Annotated in this window: 15 protein-coding genes and 1 tRNA gene; 4 read left to right on the plus strand and 12 right to left on the minus strand. The window is 50.4% G+C overall.

Annotated features, from left to right (window positions below):
• Positions 1-13: 13 nt before the first annotated feature.
• Complete coding sequence (locus EKK48_30945) at positions 14-445, plus strand: F0F1 ATP synthase subunit epsilon (protein ID RTL34736.1); 432 nt, start codon at positions 14-16, stop codon at positions 443-445.
• Here the strand turns inward: EKK48_30945 and EKK48_30950 are convergent.
• The 6 genes from EKK48_30950 to tilS form a co-directional block, all read right to left on the minus strand.
• Positions 442-1,386, minus strand: a complete 945-nt coding sequence (locus EKK48_30950) for a phosphodiester glycosidase family protein (GenBank protein RTL34737.1) — start codon at positions 1,384-1,386, stop codon at positions 442-444. The genes EKK48_30945 and EKK48_30950 overlap by 4 nt on opposite strands.
• A complete protein-coding gene (locus EKK48_30955) occupies positions 1,386-2,669 on the minus strand; it encodes a tetratricopeptide repeat protein (GenBank protein RTL34738.1) in 1,284 nt (427 codons plus the stop codon). The genes EKK48_30950 and EKK48_30955 overlap by 1 nt, the downstream gene beginning before the upstream one ends.
• A 95-nt stretch (positions 2,670-2,764) precedes the next feature.
• The gene (locus EKK48_30960; GenBank protein RTL34751.1) at positions 2,765-4,198 is read right to left on the minus strand and encodes an aldehyde dehydrogenase family protein; all 1,434 of its coding nucleotides are present in this window, start codon (positions 4,196-4,198) and stop codon (positions 2,765-2,767) included.
• Positions 4,199-4,408: 210 nt separating this feature from the next.
• A complete protein-coding gene (locus EKK48_30965; GenBank protein ID RTL34739.1) occupies positions 4,409-4,906 on the minus strand; it encodes a hypothetical protein in 498 nt (165 codons plus the stop codon).
• 19 nt (positions 4,907-4,925) lie between these two features.
• Positions 4,926-6,920 carry an ATP-dependent zinc metalloprotease FtsH gene (hflB, locus tag EKK48_30970; GenBank protein ID RTL34740.1) on the minus strand — a complete coding sequence of 665 codons (1,995 nt, stop codon included), beginning with the start codon at positions 6,918-6,920 and terminating at the stop codon, positions 4,926-4,928.
• A 292-nt stretch (positions 6,921-7,212) separates the two neighbouring features.
• Positions 7,213-8,664, minus strand: a complete 1,452-nt coding sequence (tilS, locus tag EKK48_30975; GenBank protein RTL34741.1) for a tRNA lysidine(34) synthetase TilS — start codon at positions 8,662-8,664, stop codon at positions 7,213-7,215.
• Between the two features lie 74 nt (positions 8,665-8,738).
• Here tilS and EKK48_30980 point away from each other — a divergent pair, with 74 nt between their 5' ends.
• Entirely contained in the window at positions 8,739-9,560 is an 822-nt protein-coding gene (locus EKK48_30980; protein RTL34742.1) for a hypothetical protein, read from the plus strand.
• 34 nt (positions 9,561-9,594) lie between these two features.
• Here EKK48_30980 and EKK48_30985 read toward each other — a convergent pair whose 3' ends face one another.
• From EKK48_30985 to EKK48_30995, 3 genes are all read right to left on the minus strand, one after another.
• Positions 9,595-10,332 (minus strand): tetratricopeptide repeat protein, encoded by a 738-nt coding sequence (locus tag EKK48_30985; protein RTL34743.1) that lies wholly within the window; start codon positions 10,330-10,332, stop codon positions 9,595-9,597.
• A 54-nt stretch (positions 10,333-10,386) separates the two neighbouring features.
• Positions 10,387-10,459 (minus strand) — tRNA-Met (locus EKK48_30990).
• A gap of 261 nt (positions 10,460-10,720) precedes the next feature.
• Entirely contained in the window at positions 10,721-11,671 is a 951-nt protein-coding gene (locus EKK48_30995; GenBank protein RTL34744.1) for a gamma-glutamyl-gamma-aminobutyrate hydrolase family protein, read from the minus strand.
• On the opposite strand from EKK48_30995, the gene EKK48_31000 reads away from it, so the two are divergent.
• Positions 11,598-12,200, plus strand: a complete 603-nt coding sequence (locus EKK48_31000; protein RTL34745.1) for an orotate phosphoribosyltransferase — start codon at positions 11,598-11,600, stop codon at positions 12,198-12,200. The two genes, EKK48_30995 and EKK48_31000, sit on opposite strands and share 74 nt — an antisense overlap.
• Before the next feature lie 28 nt (positions 12,201-12,228).
• On the opposite strand, the gene EKK48_31005 is transcribed toward EKK48_31000, so the two are convergent.
• Positions 12,229-13,473, minus strand: coding sequence for a tetratricopeptide repeat protein (locus EKK48_31005; protein RTL34746.1), 1,245 nt, complete (start codon positions 13,471-13,473; stop codon positions 12,229-12,231).
• Between the two features lie 50 nt (positions 13,474-13,523).
• Entirely contained in the window at positions 13,524-14,396 is an 873-nt protein-coding gene (locus tag EKK48_31010) for a WYL domain-containing protein (GenBank protein ID RTL34747.1), read from the minus strand.
• Between the two features lie 354 nt (positions 14,397-14,750).
• Here EKK48_31010 and EKK48_31015 point away from each other — a divergent pair, with 354 nt between their 5' ends.
• A complete protein-coding gene (locus tag EKK48_31015) occupies positions 14,751-15,533 on the plus strand; it encodes a hypothetical protein (protein ID RTL34748.1) in 783 nt (260 codons plus the stop codon).
• Between the two features lie 98 nt (positions 15,534-15,631).
• Here the strand turns inward: EKK48_31015 and EKK48_31020 are convergent, their stop codons facing one another.
• Positions 15,632-16,333, minus strand: coding sequence for a hypothetical protein (locus EKK48_31020; GenBank protein ID RTL34749.1), 702 nt, complete (start codon positions 16,331-16,333; stop codon positions 15,632-15,634).
• Between the last annotated feature and the right edge of the window lie 194 nt (positions 16,334-16,527).

Raw genomic sequence — 16,527 nt, forward strand, 5'->3', positions numbered from 1 at the left:
AGAAATAGCAAAAATGCCAGGCGCTCTCAATCTAAAAATCATCACCCCAGAACGTGTTGTGCTGGAACAAGCAGTCGACGAAGTATCAGCCCGCGCTATCGACGGCGAACTTTCGATTTTGCCGAACCACCAACCTTTGATCACAGCGCTTGCTATCGATGTTTTGCGCTACAAAGTGCAGGGTGAAGAAAATATCGCAGCTGTCATTGGCGGCTTGCTTGAAGTTGGCGAAAATCAGGTGACGGTGCTGAGCGACGTTGCCGAACTGGATACAGAAATCGACGAAGCCAGAGCACACGACGCTAAGGCAAGAGCCGAAGCTGAAAAGACGCAGAAGACAGACAAACTCGACGTCTATCTCTCCGAGATGGCTATGTCTCGTGCGGTTGCTCGACTAAAGGCTGCCGAACTGTCCAAGCAACGCCGTCGCAAACACCAGGTCTAATCTGCGAATACGGACAACGTTGACTTAACGAGCGTCTCTGGATCGCGTCCGCACACCATATGGGCGTCAACATCGTCGCCCAATCTGACAGCCATGGTTGTTGACGTGCCACCGTCCAGGTTGAGCGCTTCGGTGCAGCCTAGCTTTACAAGCAATGCCGCCAGCTCGGGCAACGTCAGACCCGATGAGAACTCGTCTTGACGTTTGCTTGCAACACAGATGATGAGCGCATATCGCCTGTCTTTAGTGATACCAATAGCGGTGCGAGCAGCCGGCTTATAGACACCGATCGAATCGACGACTTTCCCATCTGACTCAGTCCGAACGAAGGCTTCTTCTCTTTCCGTCATCCTCGGCAAAAGGCGCGGACCGGCTTGTATCGCATGCAAGATCTTCAGCCCCTGCGGTAGCGGAACAAAGTGCGGCGCGATGCTTAGTTGTACTGCGCCGGACTTGTCTTTGAGCATGCGCAATTCGCTGCGCTTATAAATGGTGTCCAGAAAAGGCTTCAGTTTAGGATTTTCAGTCAGAGCCTTGTTCTTTGTCGGGTCGCAGATCTGCTCGCCGGACACTGTGATGTAGCTCGTGCTCTCACCATTACTCAAATTGAAAAACGCACCGTTGACACCGGCTAAAGCATGAATCCGATTGGTAGTCGCGGTTGTGGCAGCAGTTGGACTATTCACAACAGGTTCAATACGCAGTTTCTTACTGCTCAAATCCACAGCCAACAGGAAAACGTTACTGCCGTTTTTGGTTTTAAATTCGAAATACTTCAAGCCATCTCGCTTACCGAGACGAGGTGACGGTGAGAGATCTTTCCAGCTTGAAATACTTTCCACATTCTTAGTCTCATCAGCCCGAGCAGTAGTTGAGATTGACGCCGCAACGCAAGCGGCTGCGCTTATCACCATGACCATAAATTGTTTTGCTGACTTCATCACTTATCCTGTGCATGCTCAAGCAGCGGATTACTCAACTTAGCACTGTTGCTCTCTTGCTTAGCATTGGCAGGTACCTCGAATTTCAGATCAGAGGGAACAATTGGATCTACATCCTGAGCACGGCGAATATCTTCTTCGGCAGCATCGACCTCTTTGAGCTGATGATAATAGAAAGCGCGAGCCAGAAAGTAGTTTGGATTAGTGCCGTCCAGCTCTATAGCTCTGTTTAAATCTTCGAGCGTTTGCTTCTGGTTGCCCAGCTGTATAGAGGCTCTAGCTCGCTGGAACAACAGAGTCGGATCTTGTGGATGAGCAACTATTTGGGCATCTAAATCTCGAAGGTCGCGCCTGGGGTCTTTCAAAGAAAAGTACCGCGTTCCGTGCTGCACGCTATCTGCCCACTCAGGCTGTCCGTTGAATCCAGACAACGGAATCAATTGTCCGAAAATATTCAGCAAGCCACTATATGTAGTACCAGGACGGAAATAACCACTTTCGTTGTCTATGATGTTACGGGCTGCCGTCTTGTAAGCGTCCACTGCGCGCTCATTCCTTCCCAGGCTGAGCGTCGCCGATTTCGTTTTGATACTGGAATCTGTGGCGGAACTGCTGCTGGTGCGCGCATCAACAGACGCGCCATGTTGAGACGCCATCATGTTATTTACGGCCGCTTGAACAGCGGCAACACGAGCTTCCAAACCACCGGAAGTAGAGGGATCAACAGGAACCGCAGGAGTTACGGCAGCAGCAGGAGTTACGGCACCAGCAGAAGGAGTGACGGCAGCAGCAGCAGCGCTGTTCGACTTATCATTTGGATTCGCAGGCGCGGCCGCCTCGGGCTTCTTGCTGTCGGCGCTTCTGAACGGTTCGACGAGCTTGGGATTGAGGCGCATTGCCTTTTCATAGTTGAACACCGCCTGCTCGACATTGTTCAACTTAGCATTGGCTGTACCTTTCCAGAGATACACGTTGTAGTCGAGCGCACCTTTGGCAAGAGCGCGATCGAAATCCACTATCGCTTCTTTGTAATTGCCCATGCATAGAAAACTCTGCCCGCGCCGGAAGTAAGAGTTGACGTCCTCACCATCTTCCGCTATTGCTTCAGTGAAACTTGAAATAGCGCCGGAGAAATTTTTCTGCATCATGAGCTCGCAGCCACGCGCAAATGGTGACTTGGAGTTGCCGGTCTGAGCCAATGCAGCAGTTTGCGGCATTGCAAACGAGCCAAAAACTCCAACAACCAATAGAGAAATTCCAAATCGATTCAGCTTGCTATTCATCCAAAATCCAACCGAAAGCAGACCAAGTTAAAGTCTAACAGAGCAAAAAACCGCCTGCATAAGCAGACGGTTCTTTGTAATTTTCAGCGAGTCGCTTAAGCCAGGTTTACCCAGACACTCTTGATGTTGGTGTACAACTCAATTGAGTGTTTGCCGAGTTCACGACCGTAGCCGCTCATCTTGTAGCCGCCGAATGGGATGGCTGGATCGAGCATGTTGACGCAGTTTACCCAGACAGTTCCTGCTTTGATTTGAGCAGCGAGCTTGTGGGCTTTCTTGACGTCGCTGGTCCAGACAGCGCCAGACAGACCGTAGGTGATCTTGTTGGCTTGCTCGGCAACTTCTTCCATGGAGTTGAAAGGAATTACAGCCAGAACCGGTCCGAAGACTTCTTCCTGAGCAATGCGCATGTCGTTGTTGACGCCAGTGAAGATGGTCGGCTTGACGAAGTAGCCCTTAGACAGATCGCCTGCTGGAGCGTCGCCGCCACATGCAACCGAAGCGCCTTCTTTCTTGGCGATATCGATGTAGCTCAAGATGCGGTCTTGCTGATCTTTCGATACTTGAGGACCGATCTGAGTTTTCTCGTCCATACCAGGACCTTGCTGCATCTTAGCGACGCGAGCGAGGAGTTTGCTCATGAACTCATCGTGGATTGATTTTTCCAGGAAGAGTCTGGAGCCTGCGCAGCAAACCTGTCCCTGGTTGAAGAAGATACCGGTGATTGCGCCTTTTACAGCAGCGTCGATATCAGCATCAGCAAAAACGATGTTTGGAGCTTTGCCGCCGAGTTCGAGCGAAACTCTCTTCAAGTTGCCGGCTGAAGCTTTGACGATCTCGCGACCGGTTTTGTCTTCACCAGTAAAGGCAACTTTGTCGATGTCCATATGGTTGGAGATGGCAGAACCAGCTGAATCTGCGCCAAAACCGGTGATGATGTTTACAACACCGTCTGGGAATCCAGCTTCTTGAATCAATTCACCGATTCTCAATGCTGTCAAAGGTGTCTGTTCTGCTGGTTTGAGCACTACTGCGTTACCGCAAGCCAGTGCTGGACCGAGCTTCCATGCAGCCATGAGCATCGGGAAGTTCCAGGGGATGATCTGACCAACTACTCCGACTGGCTCACGTAGCGTGTAGGTGAACATGTTCGGATTGGCGTTGATGGTTTCGCCTTCCAGCTTGGTTGCCCAGCCTGCGTAATAGCGGAAAGTCTCAATCGTCTGAGGCACGTCGATGTGCTTCGATTCGTTGATTGGCTTACCGTTGTCCAGAGTTTCCAATTGAGCCAACTGCTCAGAATTCTTTTCGATCAAATCAGCCAGCTTGAGCATAACCTTGGCTCGTTGAGCTGTGCTCATCTTGCGCCATGGGCCTTCTTCTACAGCCTTGCGAGCTGCTTTGACAGCTTTGTCGACATCAGCTTTCGAACCTTCAGCAACCTTTCCGATTACCTGATCGTTAGCTGGGTTCTTGGTTTCAAATGTTTTTCCTGATTCCGCGTTGACCCACTTTCCATCGATGAGCAACTGCTTGTCTTTGGTGAGGAAATCCTTGCAAAGTAATTCTTTTTCTTGGACGACGGCCACGTTTAGACCCTCCAGAGAGTGTTGATGAGCATCTCGTGAAAGCCGAGCTTCACGTTTGATTAGATAATGATCCTCTATAAAGCAACGCTTTGTAAATCTCTTAAGCTTGCTCTAACTATGTTGGGATTGTGGATGAGTTCAGGATACTAACTATCGCAAGCCCGATCCCTGGTTGATGATGCCAGTCGTGTTGTTCGAGGCAGTGCCCTGGTTGTTGAAGCCCGGATTGTTGGAAGCTGGGTTCGTCGAAGTGTTGGGCGTCGAAGCCGAGAGCGGTGTAAGGTTCAGGCTTGTATTGCTCAATCCCGTCAGATTAATAGAGCTGATGCTCTTTCCCTGCGCATTGAGACCGTTAGTGCCGCTGTAGCTCTGGATATTCGTATTGGGCGTGTTGTTGATCTGATTGGCGAACGCGCCGGTGCCACCACGTACGGTTGGATATAGGAGCGGGCTGCCGGGGTTTGGATAGGTCGGATTGTTGAAGCTCTGCGGATTTCGGAAGGTGTAGGAACTGAATCCTCTTGTCGCTCCAAAGTTCGAGGAGACTCCGGAATTGTTGGTTGCCGTCTGCGCAAACGCTGCAATGCCAACAGTTCCAACAAAACTTCCCAGCACAAGTGTGCCGACCAAACGGGCAGTGCGATTCATAGGAGCCTCCATCAGACGTCTAAGCGAATTTAGGCTGCAAGCCACCAGGAGATGCATCAGGCGGTTCCTGCTTCTTGTCTGCCGGGATCTTTTCCTTCTCTGCGTCCAACACTACCTTGCCACCGTCGAGAGTGTACTCGAATGGAGGCGGCACGTTGGTGTTGTCGTCGCCTGAGCTCGTCGTGATGACGTTTCCAGTGCTGCGATTAACTTCTTCGATGATGGCATCTACCTGTGCTTTGTCGAGCGTTTCTTTCTCGAGCAGCACCTTCACGATAGCGTCCATGTGTGGACGGTGCTGCGTGAGCAAATCTTTGACGCGCGTGTAATTTTCGCTTACCAGCCTCGTTACTTCTTCATCGATGATGGTGGCGACATTTTCACCGTAGTCACGCTCGTGACCGAACTCACGTCCGAGGAAAACATGATCGTGTCTCTTACCGAAAGTCATCGGACCGAGACGGTCGCTCATGCCAAACTCAGTCACCATGCGGCGTGCGAGCTTAGTGCTCTTCTCGAGGTCATCTTGTGCACCAGTTGTGATCTCACCGTACACGATCTCTTCTGCCACTCGTCCGCCAAGACTGACGCCTATCTGGTCGATCAGCTGAGAGCGCGTCTGAGTGAGAATGTCTTCCTCTGGGAAGAACATCGTCAGACCGAGAGCGAATCCGCGGGGAATGATACTGACTTTGTGCAACGGATGTGCGTTCTTCAACAAGATGCACATGAGAGCATGACCGACTTCATGATAAGCGGTCATCTCTTTCTCTTTGCCGGAGATGATGCGAGTTTTCTTCTCAGGACCAGCGATTACTTTGTCGATGGCCAGTTCGAGATCAAGCATCTCAATCTCACGCTTGTCCTGACGAGCAGCGATCAAAGCAGCCTCGTTGATCAAGTTGGAAAGGTCAGCACCAGTGAATCCTGGCGTTCTGCGTGCAAGCGTCTTCAAATCGACATCTTTGGAAAGCGGTTTGCCACGCGAATGCACGTTGAGTATCTGTTCGCGACCGAGCACATCAGGTCTGTCGATAACGACCTGACGGTCGAACCGACCTGGACGCAATAGCGCTGAGTCGAGAATGTCAGGGCGGTTTGTAGCAGCAATGACGATAATTCCAGTCGTGCCTTCAAAGCCATCCATTTCCACAAGCAACTGGTTCAGAGTCTGTTCGCGTTCATCATGACCGCCACCGAGACCGGCACCACGCTGACGACCGACAGCATCGATCTCATCTACGAAAACGATACAAGGGGCGTGCTTCTTAGCCTGGTCAAACAAGTCGCGAACGCGCGATGCGCCAACACCGACAAACATCTCGACGAAATCGGAACCAGAAATACTGAAGAATGGCACGCCTGCTTCACCGGCAACGGCCTTGGCGAGGAGCGTCTTACCAGTACCAGGCGAACCAACCAGGAGAACACCGCGTGGAATTCGCGCTCCAAGCGCCTGGAACTTCTCAGGGCTCTTTAAAAAGTCGACGATTTCCTGCAGCTCTTGTTTGGCTTCGTCGATACCGGCTACATCTGCAAAGGTTACTTTCACCTTGTTATCGACCATCAGTTTGGCGCGGCTGCGACCAAAACTCATAGCCTGATTGCCACCAGATTGAGCACTCCGGAACATGAACAAGAAGCCGACGAGCAGAAGAATAGGGAGGAAGAACGAGCTGATCATGCTGAACCAGAAACTTGATTTATCCGGCTCTTTGATATCGAGCATGATGCCGGCTTTGTTGAACTCTTTGATCAGATCTTCCTTGGATTCTGTCGGAACAGTAACTTGCTTATCACGCTCCGAGCCAGCCATCTTGACGAGAATGCTGGCTTCACCGTTCGTGATCGTGACGCGCTGGATAGCGTCGGCTTTGCCCTCACGAATGATGTTCTGCAATTGCGAATATGTCAGAGGCTCATCATGCTTGCTGATGCTTGTCAGCGAAAACACAAATACGACCAACACTAATAGTAAAAAGAAAACGGCCCAAGTCGTTCCGTACTTCCGCATAATCGTCTCTACTCCAGAATCCTCATCATCAAATTATATCACGCTGTAACTCTTGCTCTAACCCTGAACCTGCCTGGCTTTCGAGCGTTCACAGATGACAGCAATTCATTTATATTTAGCAAATCCCCACCTCTATAACCGATCTCGGCGCTTGACATCCACTTCTAATGCAAAAATACCTTTCACACACTTGCGTTTAATGGGCTCTTAAGGCGATTACTGTCTAAATGAATTTGTAACTCGAAACTGAACCAATTTCCGAATATCAAGCAAATGTTACAAAACCAGCCACTCAGACAGAGACGAAATCGGCTGATATTGCCGAGATCGCAAGATGATGGGTGGGGTTTTCGCGCACCCGAATCTTTTCGTTCAGTCCCACTCCCGGCACCCATAAAACCTCGTTCCCGTCGGCTACGACAATAGTTTGCAAGAAGTTATTTCGGCTATTTCTGCTACTGCTACTCTTATTACTCTTCAAATATCTCTTGAGGCTGACTGATTGCGACATTCCGAGCGGAGTGATGCGATCGCCTTCACTCCCCAGGCGGACCAGAAGGTGGCCAGAGGTCGCGGTCAAGTCGACATACGCTTCCATGTCGGACCGGGAGGGAAATTGCATGGGTGAGTGCCCCGCATGCAACTCAACAGTTAACACCTGTCCAGACTGCAAGAGCATGGTTCGCCCTGGCACCTTCACAGCAACAGGATTAAAGTGATAGTCCTCAACTACCGCTTGCTTGTCAATCCATTCAATCTTGCTGCTGTCAACGGCTACGTCCCAGCGCTGATTGAGGGAAATTCTGCTCACACGGGAACCAGCGCTAGCCACTACATTTAATACCGTCTGCACACGCTCAAATGAAACCTCGATCTCTCGGCATTCAAATGACTGAGCCAGCAAACGCCGCTGCAAAGCCAAATGCACGCTCGAAAACGTCTCGGTCGACCAGGACTGACGAAGTGCCCCACCGAGTTGGTTGAGAACCGCCCCTGTAGCCTGATTGAGATACTCATCGTCGCAAGCGACAAGCTCGCGCAAACGTTCGACCTGCCGCTCCAGAGTGGGAAAGCGCGTCAGACACAGAGGTATGACTTCATTACGCAAAAAATTGCGTGCAAACTTGCTGCTCTTATTTGACGCATCTTGTTGAGGTACAACGCCACAGTATTCAAGGAATTCATTAACCTCAGACCGTGATGAAGTGAGCAGAGGACGGAGTAGCCAGATGCCATTACGCATCTGATGAGCACTTTTTATGCCAGACAACCCAGCCGGGGACGTGCCCCTGAGAAAGCGAAACAAGACCGTCTCTACCTGATCATTGGTAGTGTGCCCAAGCATGAGAAAGCGACAACCGTCAGACTGCGCACAACGAAACAGGAAGTCGTATCTGGTGGCACGCAAGTCAGACTCAGACGCTTCCGCCTTAACGTCTTCTGCAGCAACTCTGTAAACATCCAACTCGATGCCCAGTTTTTCGCACACCATTTTGCAAAATTGCTCGTCCTGGTCTGATTCCTCGCCTCTGAGTCGGTGATTTATATGACAGGCTCTGAACTTGAACTCAACCTGCCTGGCGAGCAAATGCAAGGCAACCAGCAGTGCGGTCGAATCGGGTCCACCTGAAATAGCCACCAATACTCCAGATTGGGCAGAGAAACAAGCTTCGTCAGGAAGGTTGTTCAGTGCTGCTGAAATCTTGGCAATGAGCGGGGGTGGCGTGTTTAAATGGAGGTCCATACGCTTCACAAAAGATTCTGACCGGGTAGGTTATCCTACCAATTAAGATCAGGGGAAATTGGAAAAGAGACGGAATGATGAAAATTCAACCTTTCTCGACAAAGAACAAAACAAGCGCAGTGAGCACTTTCGCGATTGCCTTATCGTTCACCTTGATCAGTCAGTTGATGGAGGCTCCGATTGCCTGGGGCGAAGACGCGCCTCCTGCCACTCGCGAGCCGTTGAAAGGTGGTGTAGAAGACACGAATGTCTTGCCGAACAAGCAAGATAACTTGAAAGACCAAATTCCAATGATGGTGCCTGTGCCGAAGAAAAAACTGGAAGGCCAGGCCGATGAAACTGGTCGCGATGCACTCAAAGGTCAAGCTGAAGACGAATCAGCCAATTTACAGGGTCTGAATGGTCAGACCGACAAAAAAGTCTTGCAAGGCAGCGCTCAGCAACTCGACGGAGCATTGAGCGAAGATCCTGACACTGCGGACCAACAATTGATGGTCGAATGGGATGCCTGGCGCAACCGCTTTCTGCGCGCGGTACAGTCTGACGTACAGAGCAATCTAAACAATTCAGAAGACACGATGTCACGATGGGACCCTCGTAGCCAAACAGTGATCAGACAATTTCCGCTTGGCACCACAGCCTGGTTCAAATGCGACATCAGAGAAGACTTGAAAATAGTCAATTTCCAACTGGTGAAGTCATCAGGTTTTCCAAACTACGACCGCCTGGTAATGGATGCGGTTGCGGCTTTGAACGGAACGGAAATTCTTCGTTTTCCGGCCAAATCAAAACGCCATCGAGTCAATCAAATGGCTGGTATTCAGACGGCATCACGCTCGTCGAATGAATATTTCCACTTTGGCGATGTGGAGAAGTATCGCGTGCCGAATCCCTGATTTAGTGCCGAATCCCGGACTGGGCTGCCGACTCTTACTGCTTCCAGACCGTAGTCGGTGGAACCTTGCCCGCGTGAATCTGATCTACCTGGTAATCAATCTGTTCAGCTTCGCTGATTCTGTCAGTTTTATGCAAGACATCGCTGTAGCAGTTTAGAAGAGCCAGAACCTGCGCACTTGTGTGGTCGCCGATCTTATCGCGAAGAAGCAGTGATTGCTTAATCAACGATTCACTCTCTTTGTAGTTTCCAGAGCGCTCCAACGTTTCAGCCAGCTTTTCTCTTATTGAGACAGATTCAAGATCTTCTACTCCGCCTTTGCGCTCGGCGAGAGCCAGTGCCTGCCTGAGATGCGATGCAGAGTCAGAGTACTTCTTTTGCTGATAACAAACTCGGGCCAGGGTGGTGAGCGGTTTGATCAACTCCGCGCTGCCAGCTCCGTACATGTTGACCGCAGCCGACAGAGCTTCACGATAATTCAAATCGGCGCCAGTTAAATCCTGGAGCTTCATGTCAACATTACCTAACCCGGTGTAAGCCTGATAAAGATTGGCGAAGTTCTTGACCTTCTGCTTCTCATAACGATGCACGATGGTCTCGTAACAGTACTCAGCCTCTTTGAGATTGTTCTGCTTTTCCAATACCTGAGCCGATCTGAACAGATCTTCTACCGATCTCTCAGGTGCCGCCGGCGCTGTGGGTGCCTGTGCATAGACCGTCGTGCTTGCGGTAATCGACAGCAAGACGACCCAAACAAACCTATTTAGCTTCATTGTTTCTCCAACCGTGCAGATGCCGCCCCAGGGAAAACTCTCATATTTAAAACTTAGCACGGGGCAGGATTGAACTGCCGACAACGCGGTTATGAGTCGCGTGCTCTACCGACTGAGCTACCGTGCCACTTAGGTTGATTATCCAGATGTTTAGCCCAAAGTGTCAAGCGACTAGCAAAGGTTAAATGGCAGCCGCTAGCGATGGTACGGAGCAAAACACAACCAGAGTCGACCATTGCGAGCTTTTAAGAAGCCTATGCTATTGGCATGCTTGGTAAACGTTGTTGCGCCTCATATCTTTTACAGCGAAACATGACAGCGAAATATGACGGCAAAAGCTAGTTGCAAACTGTGCCGAACAGCGTCTCATAAATTTCGATGAGTCCGCTTACTTTAATGCGGCCGAGGCCGATGGTACTGAAATCTGCGCAGCTGCCTGGATAAAGTGCTGGAACAGCGCGGCATTGGAAGCAAAATCACGTTCCGGATGCCACTGTACGCCAATAATGAACGGGCGCTCCTCGAGTTCCACCGCTTCGATAATCCCATCATCGGCGTGAGCTACAGCGACCAATCCTTTGCCCAGCTTCTTCACGGATTGGTGGTGCGAAGTCGGCACATCCAATCGCTCCGATTTATAGATTTGTCCCAGCTGACTGCTCAACTGCAAGTTCACAGGATGTTTGTGCGGATTTGCCTGCCATCCTTTGTTAATCGTATGAACAACAGATGTATCGGGCAATTCACTGTTGATATCTTGAATCAATGAGCCGCCAAGACTTATGTTAAGCAACTGAGCTCCAGCACAAATACCCAGAACGGGGAGATTTGTGCGATGCAAGGTACGGTCAATCAGTCGGAAATCAAACTCTTCTCGCTGTTTATCGCAAACCTCGACTTTGTCACTGGCTTCCTCGCCATACTTGCTGGGACAATAGTCGAGCCCGCCGATAAGCAACACGCCGTTCAAGCTGCGCAGAACATCATCGAGATCTGCGTCTGACATCGGCGGCAGCAAAACGGGTATGCCACCAGCCTTTTGTATCGCCTCATAATATGTTGTCTGAATTGACGCTTGAGGTGGCGTGCCGCTGGTTACGTCTAAATTGATGCCGATAATTGGTTTCATGAAATCAGAATAGATCACAAATTCAGAAATGGCTATCTCGTATAATCTTCCATGAACACAAGTGAAGTGACCAGTTCCGGCGTTAGTGAGGTTTACAGTGGCAGCAGAGTTAACGACCCAGAGCACAGCTGAAAATTTGCTCAGATCAGTTGATGCATGGCAGACCGGGCACTTCCTCTTAACAAGCGGATTGCACGGCAAAGAGTACATGCAGTGCCAGCGCGTTATGCAGTATCCACGCTTCGGCATGCAACTGGCACGAATGCTGGCCCGGCAACTGGTGGCCAGTGGACTGACACCATCTGTAGTAGCAGGTCCGGCGCTCGGTGCTATTCACTGGGAAGTTTTTGTCGCCTCGGCATTCGAGGAGCTGAACCCTGATGGTCCGCCAATCAAAGCGATTTTCGCAGAGCGGGTCACCGATGCCGCGGGAGACGCTAACAGTTTTGCGATCAGACGTGGCGTAGAGCTAACCGCCAGTGATCGAGTCTTGATTGTTGAAGACGTCACTACTACTGGTGGCTCCGCCAAAAAGGTAATAGATCTGGTACGCAGCCTGGGAGCGACTCCGATCGCTGTCGGCGCAGTGGTAGACAGAAGTGGCTCCAAAATCGATTTCGGCATTCCCTTTCACAAACTGATTACACTGAATCTGGAAACGTTTGAACCGCAAACGTGTCCACTGTGCAAAGAAGGCGTACCTGTAGTCAAGCCAGGAAGCAGTAAAAAGCCCGCTTGATCCGAGCACCTGGAGAACTCAGACGACTTCAGTCTTGCACTTTCTTCTGCATTAGAGACTGCAGAGCAAGTTTGGATTCATAGTCGCGTGGCAACATTTTTGTAGTCGTCAAAAGTTCGGAGATGGCACCGTTAACATCGCCGTTATCGCTCAAAGCCAGACCTAGAGCACGATGCAACTTTGCGTTTTTGGGATCGATTTTCAGCGCCAACCGGTACTCAATTACCGCAGACTGATAGTCGCCTTTCTTTCCATAAACCCAGGCTAGATTCGAGTGGGTATCAGGGTCATTAGGAGCCAGACCGACGGCAATATGCGCCTCCTTGACGGCCTCATTGGGTTTACCAGTACTGGCAAGCGCCCACGAGAGTCCAACGTGTCCTTCGGAATAATGAGGATCGAGGCGGATCGCTTCCTTGAACTCATCAATACACTTCTGCCACTTTTCACTGTTGCCCAGAGCCAGAGCATAGCGAGCATGCACCACAGCATCTTTGGGATTGAGCGCGATTGCGTTTCTATACTCCTCATCGGATGGACCGGGCAAGCGATCGGCGGCGTAGCACTGCGCAAGAATCAGATGCGGTACAACCAATTTTGGGTCTAAGGAGATAGCGCGCTTGCACTCAGCGATGGCGGGGCGCCAATCTTTTCGCATTCGATAACATTCAGCCAGGTAGGCGTGCGCCAGGGCATTGCCCCGGTCGATTTTCAAGGCACTGGTATATTCGTCATTAGCTTCCTGATACTTACCGAGCATGCGCAAAGCTTCGCCCTTCATGAAATGCGCATCGCCGCTGGTTGGACGAATGGAAATAGTGGTCTCGAATTCGCCCAGAGCCTCTTCGAAGTCGGACATTCCCATCAAAACTTTGCCCAACATCCAGTGTGCTTTGAAGTTTCGGGGATCGACTTTGACGACTTCCTCATATTCGATCAGTGCGTTCGTGTAATCGTGGCGCTCGAAAAACATGTCGCCAAGCTTCATATGCTTTTCGGTCGTCTTAGCTTTGTCAGCCGGCAAAACATCAGCCTTGAGAGGGTCTATTTTGTCGACCAGCGGCGCCGGCACGGACGGACGCCTCTCACCACCGGCGGTACCAGGTGGTGTAATGTTGGTTTCGACCACAGTGCCCGGCTTAACGACATTTTTGATAGTGGTAGCCGGACGCGACTTACCAGGGAACGGAAACGCCGTCACCGGCTGACTTCCAGATGAAATCAATACCGAAAGGGCAACAGACAGCAGGTAGTGGCGAACGTTATACTTCACTATCTAAATCTAACACCCGCGCCTTGAAAAGTCTAAGATTGCCCTATTAGCTATTCATGATGACGCAGATTAGACATGCGGTCCAGTCTAAAAGTGCGTTCTGCTGCGAAGTGAAAACAATATGCGGTCAGGTAATAGATACCGCGATTCTGAATCAGAGCTTGTGGTTTAACCTTACGCTCGCGGCCGAGGCTGTTGTAGCGAAATGCTATTGCGCCGTCGCGCTCTAAAGCAGCATTGATCAAATCGATAGACTCCTGAACAAAAGCCGGAACAGGCGGGAGCAAATCGAGTTCTTCGTCCAGTTTTAAGATCGAGTACAGCTCGCAAAGGTCTTTCCAGCCCTTAAGCGAGTCGTTCATCTTGGTAATTTTTCTGAGGATGTTGCGAACATGATGACTATCAGCCAGAGCCCTGTGGTAGCCGCCTTCCTCTAGCTCTAAAAATTGAACGATTGTTCCGAGCTGATGATTAGGTGCATCAGTCAAAAGCTGCCGCGTCAACGTCAGTGTATCGACCACGTAGTGAGGCGGGGTCTCGAGTTTCAGCTTGGCAAAAGCAACACGCAGGAAACCTACATCGAAGGGCGCATTGTGAGCAACAAGAACGGCCTGACTGTTGTTTATCCAATCGAAGAACTGAGGCACGACTTCAACATAAGTTGGGCAATTGGCTACCATCTCCTGGGTAATGCCGTGTACCGCCGTTGCCTCGTATGGAATATCGCATTCCGGGTTGATTAGCTGAGAAAACGTCTCGAAATGGTCGTCTCCGAGCCTGAACTTGACACCAGAAAGCTCGACCAGCTTGGCAGCGATCGGTGAAAGCCCTGTGGTCTCGGTATCGAATGATACAAATTCGATATCCATCAGATTTTCAAACGCATCAACAATCGATACGCGCTCAGTATTCAACGTGTTCAAAAGCAGTCACCTCGCGGGTTCGAAGGCAAAGACACTAGATGCATCGATACGATTCTCGCACTAAATATTGAATGCGATCCGCGATTAAAATTCGACTGAGTAAAAATTCAACTCGCCTGCTGTAAGCAGGCTATTTATGCGGCTTTTAGAATGATAGATATACTTCGGTGTGATACCACAGTCGGTGATATATCAAAAAGCTATCGACCTCCATATTTCCCTCTATAAAGTAGTACGAGAAAGAAGAGAAAAAAGTTCAACCGCAGTCCAAAGTTTTTTCAGCAGTGCGCAACCTTCTATATGCGTGTTAGATTTGATAGAACAACTTTGGATGAGTCCACTTTTGAACCGGTTATGCTCAAGCATTTAGCAACAGCCCTGACAACATTGTGCGTTTGTATCGCGATCGAGCCGACTTTCGCCAACGAAGCGTCATGCGGACCGATGCACGACGAGATTACCCACGACGCTCTGTCTGCCACGTTTAACGCTGCCAACCTGAATCTGGTGCAACGAGCCTGCGAAAGCCAGAGCAAGCCGGGCAGTGAGGCTGCTAGCGAAACCCGCAGACACTTTGGAGACGACAATTTTTCCAGAGCCCTTTCATACATGGATAGGCAGAAGCGGTTGATCATCGATTTTGCAGCATCCGCAGATACCAACCCTATGGACCGAGCAAGGGCGCTATACCATCTCGGGTTGCTGTTGCATACAGCTCAAGATTTCTACAGCCATACAAATTATGTGGAAATAACAGCCGAGCGCATGAAAGGAAGCCCAATCGGCTTGCGAGATCCATATTCTATGGACCTTGTTGACTGGATAAAACTAGCGTCGACATCAAAGCCTGGGTCGGCGCCAAAACCTCCAGCAACCAAAAGCACACTGCAGAGCTCGCCTGAAATCTATAAAGACGATCCCAATAGCGCAGAAAGTAAGATCGCGTGCGGCAGCAGCAATTACTACAAAGTAGCGAAAGAACTTGCAATCAAAGAAACAATGCGACAGTGGAAGTCAGTCGAGGCGCTGATCAAGTTGAAACATGCGGCTAAAGCAAATGCGATTCTGTCGTCGATGAAAGAATCGAGCTGCCCGGTCATTCAAGATCTGGACAAATTTCCAGAAGACGAAATCTAGAGCTGATAGCAGCCGAAATCTAGCCGGCCTAAGACGAAATTTAGAGCTGACAACAGACGAAATAATGGAAGAATTGCCAGCGAACGAGGAAGGAACGCCTAACGACTGCTTCTTCCGCAATCAGGACAATCAAGCCGTGCATCGAGCCCTCTGATTGTTTCAAATTCGCCGCTCAACCAGTCAATCTTTGTCAGTTCATTGCCCTGACTGGCACCAATTTTCGCAACCAGTTTGATTGTTTCAACAGCTTGCCAGGCGCCTATCATTCCAAGCACCGCCGAAATTGATTTATGCTCAGGAGGCTCAAGGGGGACATCGTCTATTCCAGCCATTGGAAATGCACAACGCAAGCAAGCCGAGCGCTGCGGGCGCATCGTGTACAACTGATATCTGAAAGCGCTTCCGCCTGCATGCACAAGTGGCTTTCCGATTTGCATGCAGACGTCGCTTACCAGAAGCTTGTCTTGCCAGCTCGTTAATCCATCGACCACAACATCGGTGTCTGCAAAAACAGCTTCGGCATCGTGCCCATCAATCTTCCAGGCGCGACAGCGAACCTCTGTTTGCGACACACCATCTAGAACTTTGTAAGCCGAAGAGAGAGCCTTCGGGTCCTCGTCAATTAGAGACAACTTTCCTATTCCCGCTTCCACTAAATGTCTGGCGGCAACAAGCCCACTTTGCTGCACTCCGGCAATCAATACAGAACCGCGCGATACCAGATCTAGGGCTTTCGAATTCAGCCCGGGCAGTGCGATTTCCTGATTTGTTTTTTTCGATGAACTGGAACTTGAAACGATTTTGTCTCCTCACGATATCTGTACACAGAATAACCCACAATACCAAAAACCCCCCTTACGGGAGGTCTCTGGCTGGCGTTGGCGGGGGAAAACTTGATTATGCGTTAGCTGAACAAGTTGGCGTCGCGGGCTGATGCTACGAGCCAGTTGATGCAACCTGGTGTTGCCAGTCCACCGGTGACACCTGCTGCTCC

The sequence above is a fragment of the Candidatus Melainabacteria bacterium genome (genome assembly GCA_003963305.1).
Lineage (GTDB): Bacteria > Cyanobacteriota > Vampirovibrionia > Obscuribacterales > Obscuribacteraceae > PALSA-1081.

Bases quoted from the DNA above. Each gene is read 5' to 3' on its own strand.
- EKK48_30945 (RTL34736.1), top strand. From the start codon at position 14: ATGCCAGGCGCTCTCAATCTAAAAATCATCACCCCAGAACGTGTTGTG.
- EKK48_30950 (RTL34737.1), bottom strand. From the start codon at position 1,386: ATGAAGTCAGCAAAACAATTTATGGTCATGGTGATAAGCGCAGCCGCT.
- EKK48_30955 (RTL34738.1), bottom strand. From the start codon at position 2,669: ATGAATAGCAAGCTGAATCGATTTGGAATTTCTCTATTGGTTGTTGGA.
- EKK48_30965 (RTL34739.1), bottom strand. From the start codon at position 4,906: ATGAATCGCACTGCCCGTTTGGTCGGCACACTTGTGCTGGGAAGTTTT.
- hflB (RTL34740.1), bottom strand. From the start codon at position 6,920: ATGCGGAAGTACGGAACGACTTGGGCCGTTTTCTTTTTACTATTAGTG.
- tilS (RTL34741.1), bottom strand. From the start codon at position 8,664: ATGGACCTCCATTTAAACACGCCACCCCCGCTCATTGCCAAGATTTCA.
- EKK48_30980 (RTL34742.1), top strand. From the start codon at position 8,739: ATGATGAAAATTCAACCTTTCTCGACAAAGAACAAAACAAGCGCAGTG.
- EKK48_30985 (RTL34743.1), bottom strand. From the start codon at position 10,332: ATGAAGCTAAATAGGTTTGTTTGGGTCGTCTTGCTGTCGATTACCGCA.
- EKK48_30995 (RTL34744.1), bottom strand. From the start codon at position 11,671: ATGTACTCTTTGCCGTGCAATCCGCTTGTTAAGAGGAAGTGCCCGGTC.
- EKK48_31015 (RTL34748.1), top strand. From the start codon at position 14,751: ATGCTCAAGCATTTAGCAACAGCCCTGACAACATTGTGCGTTTGTATC.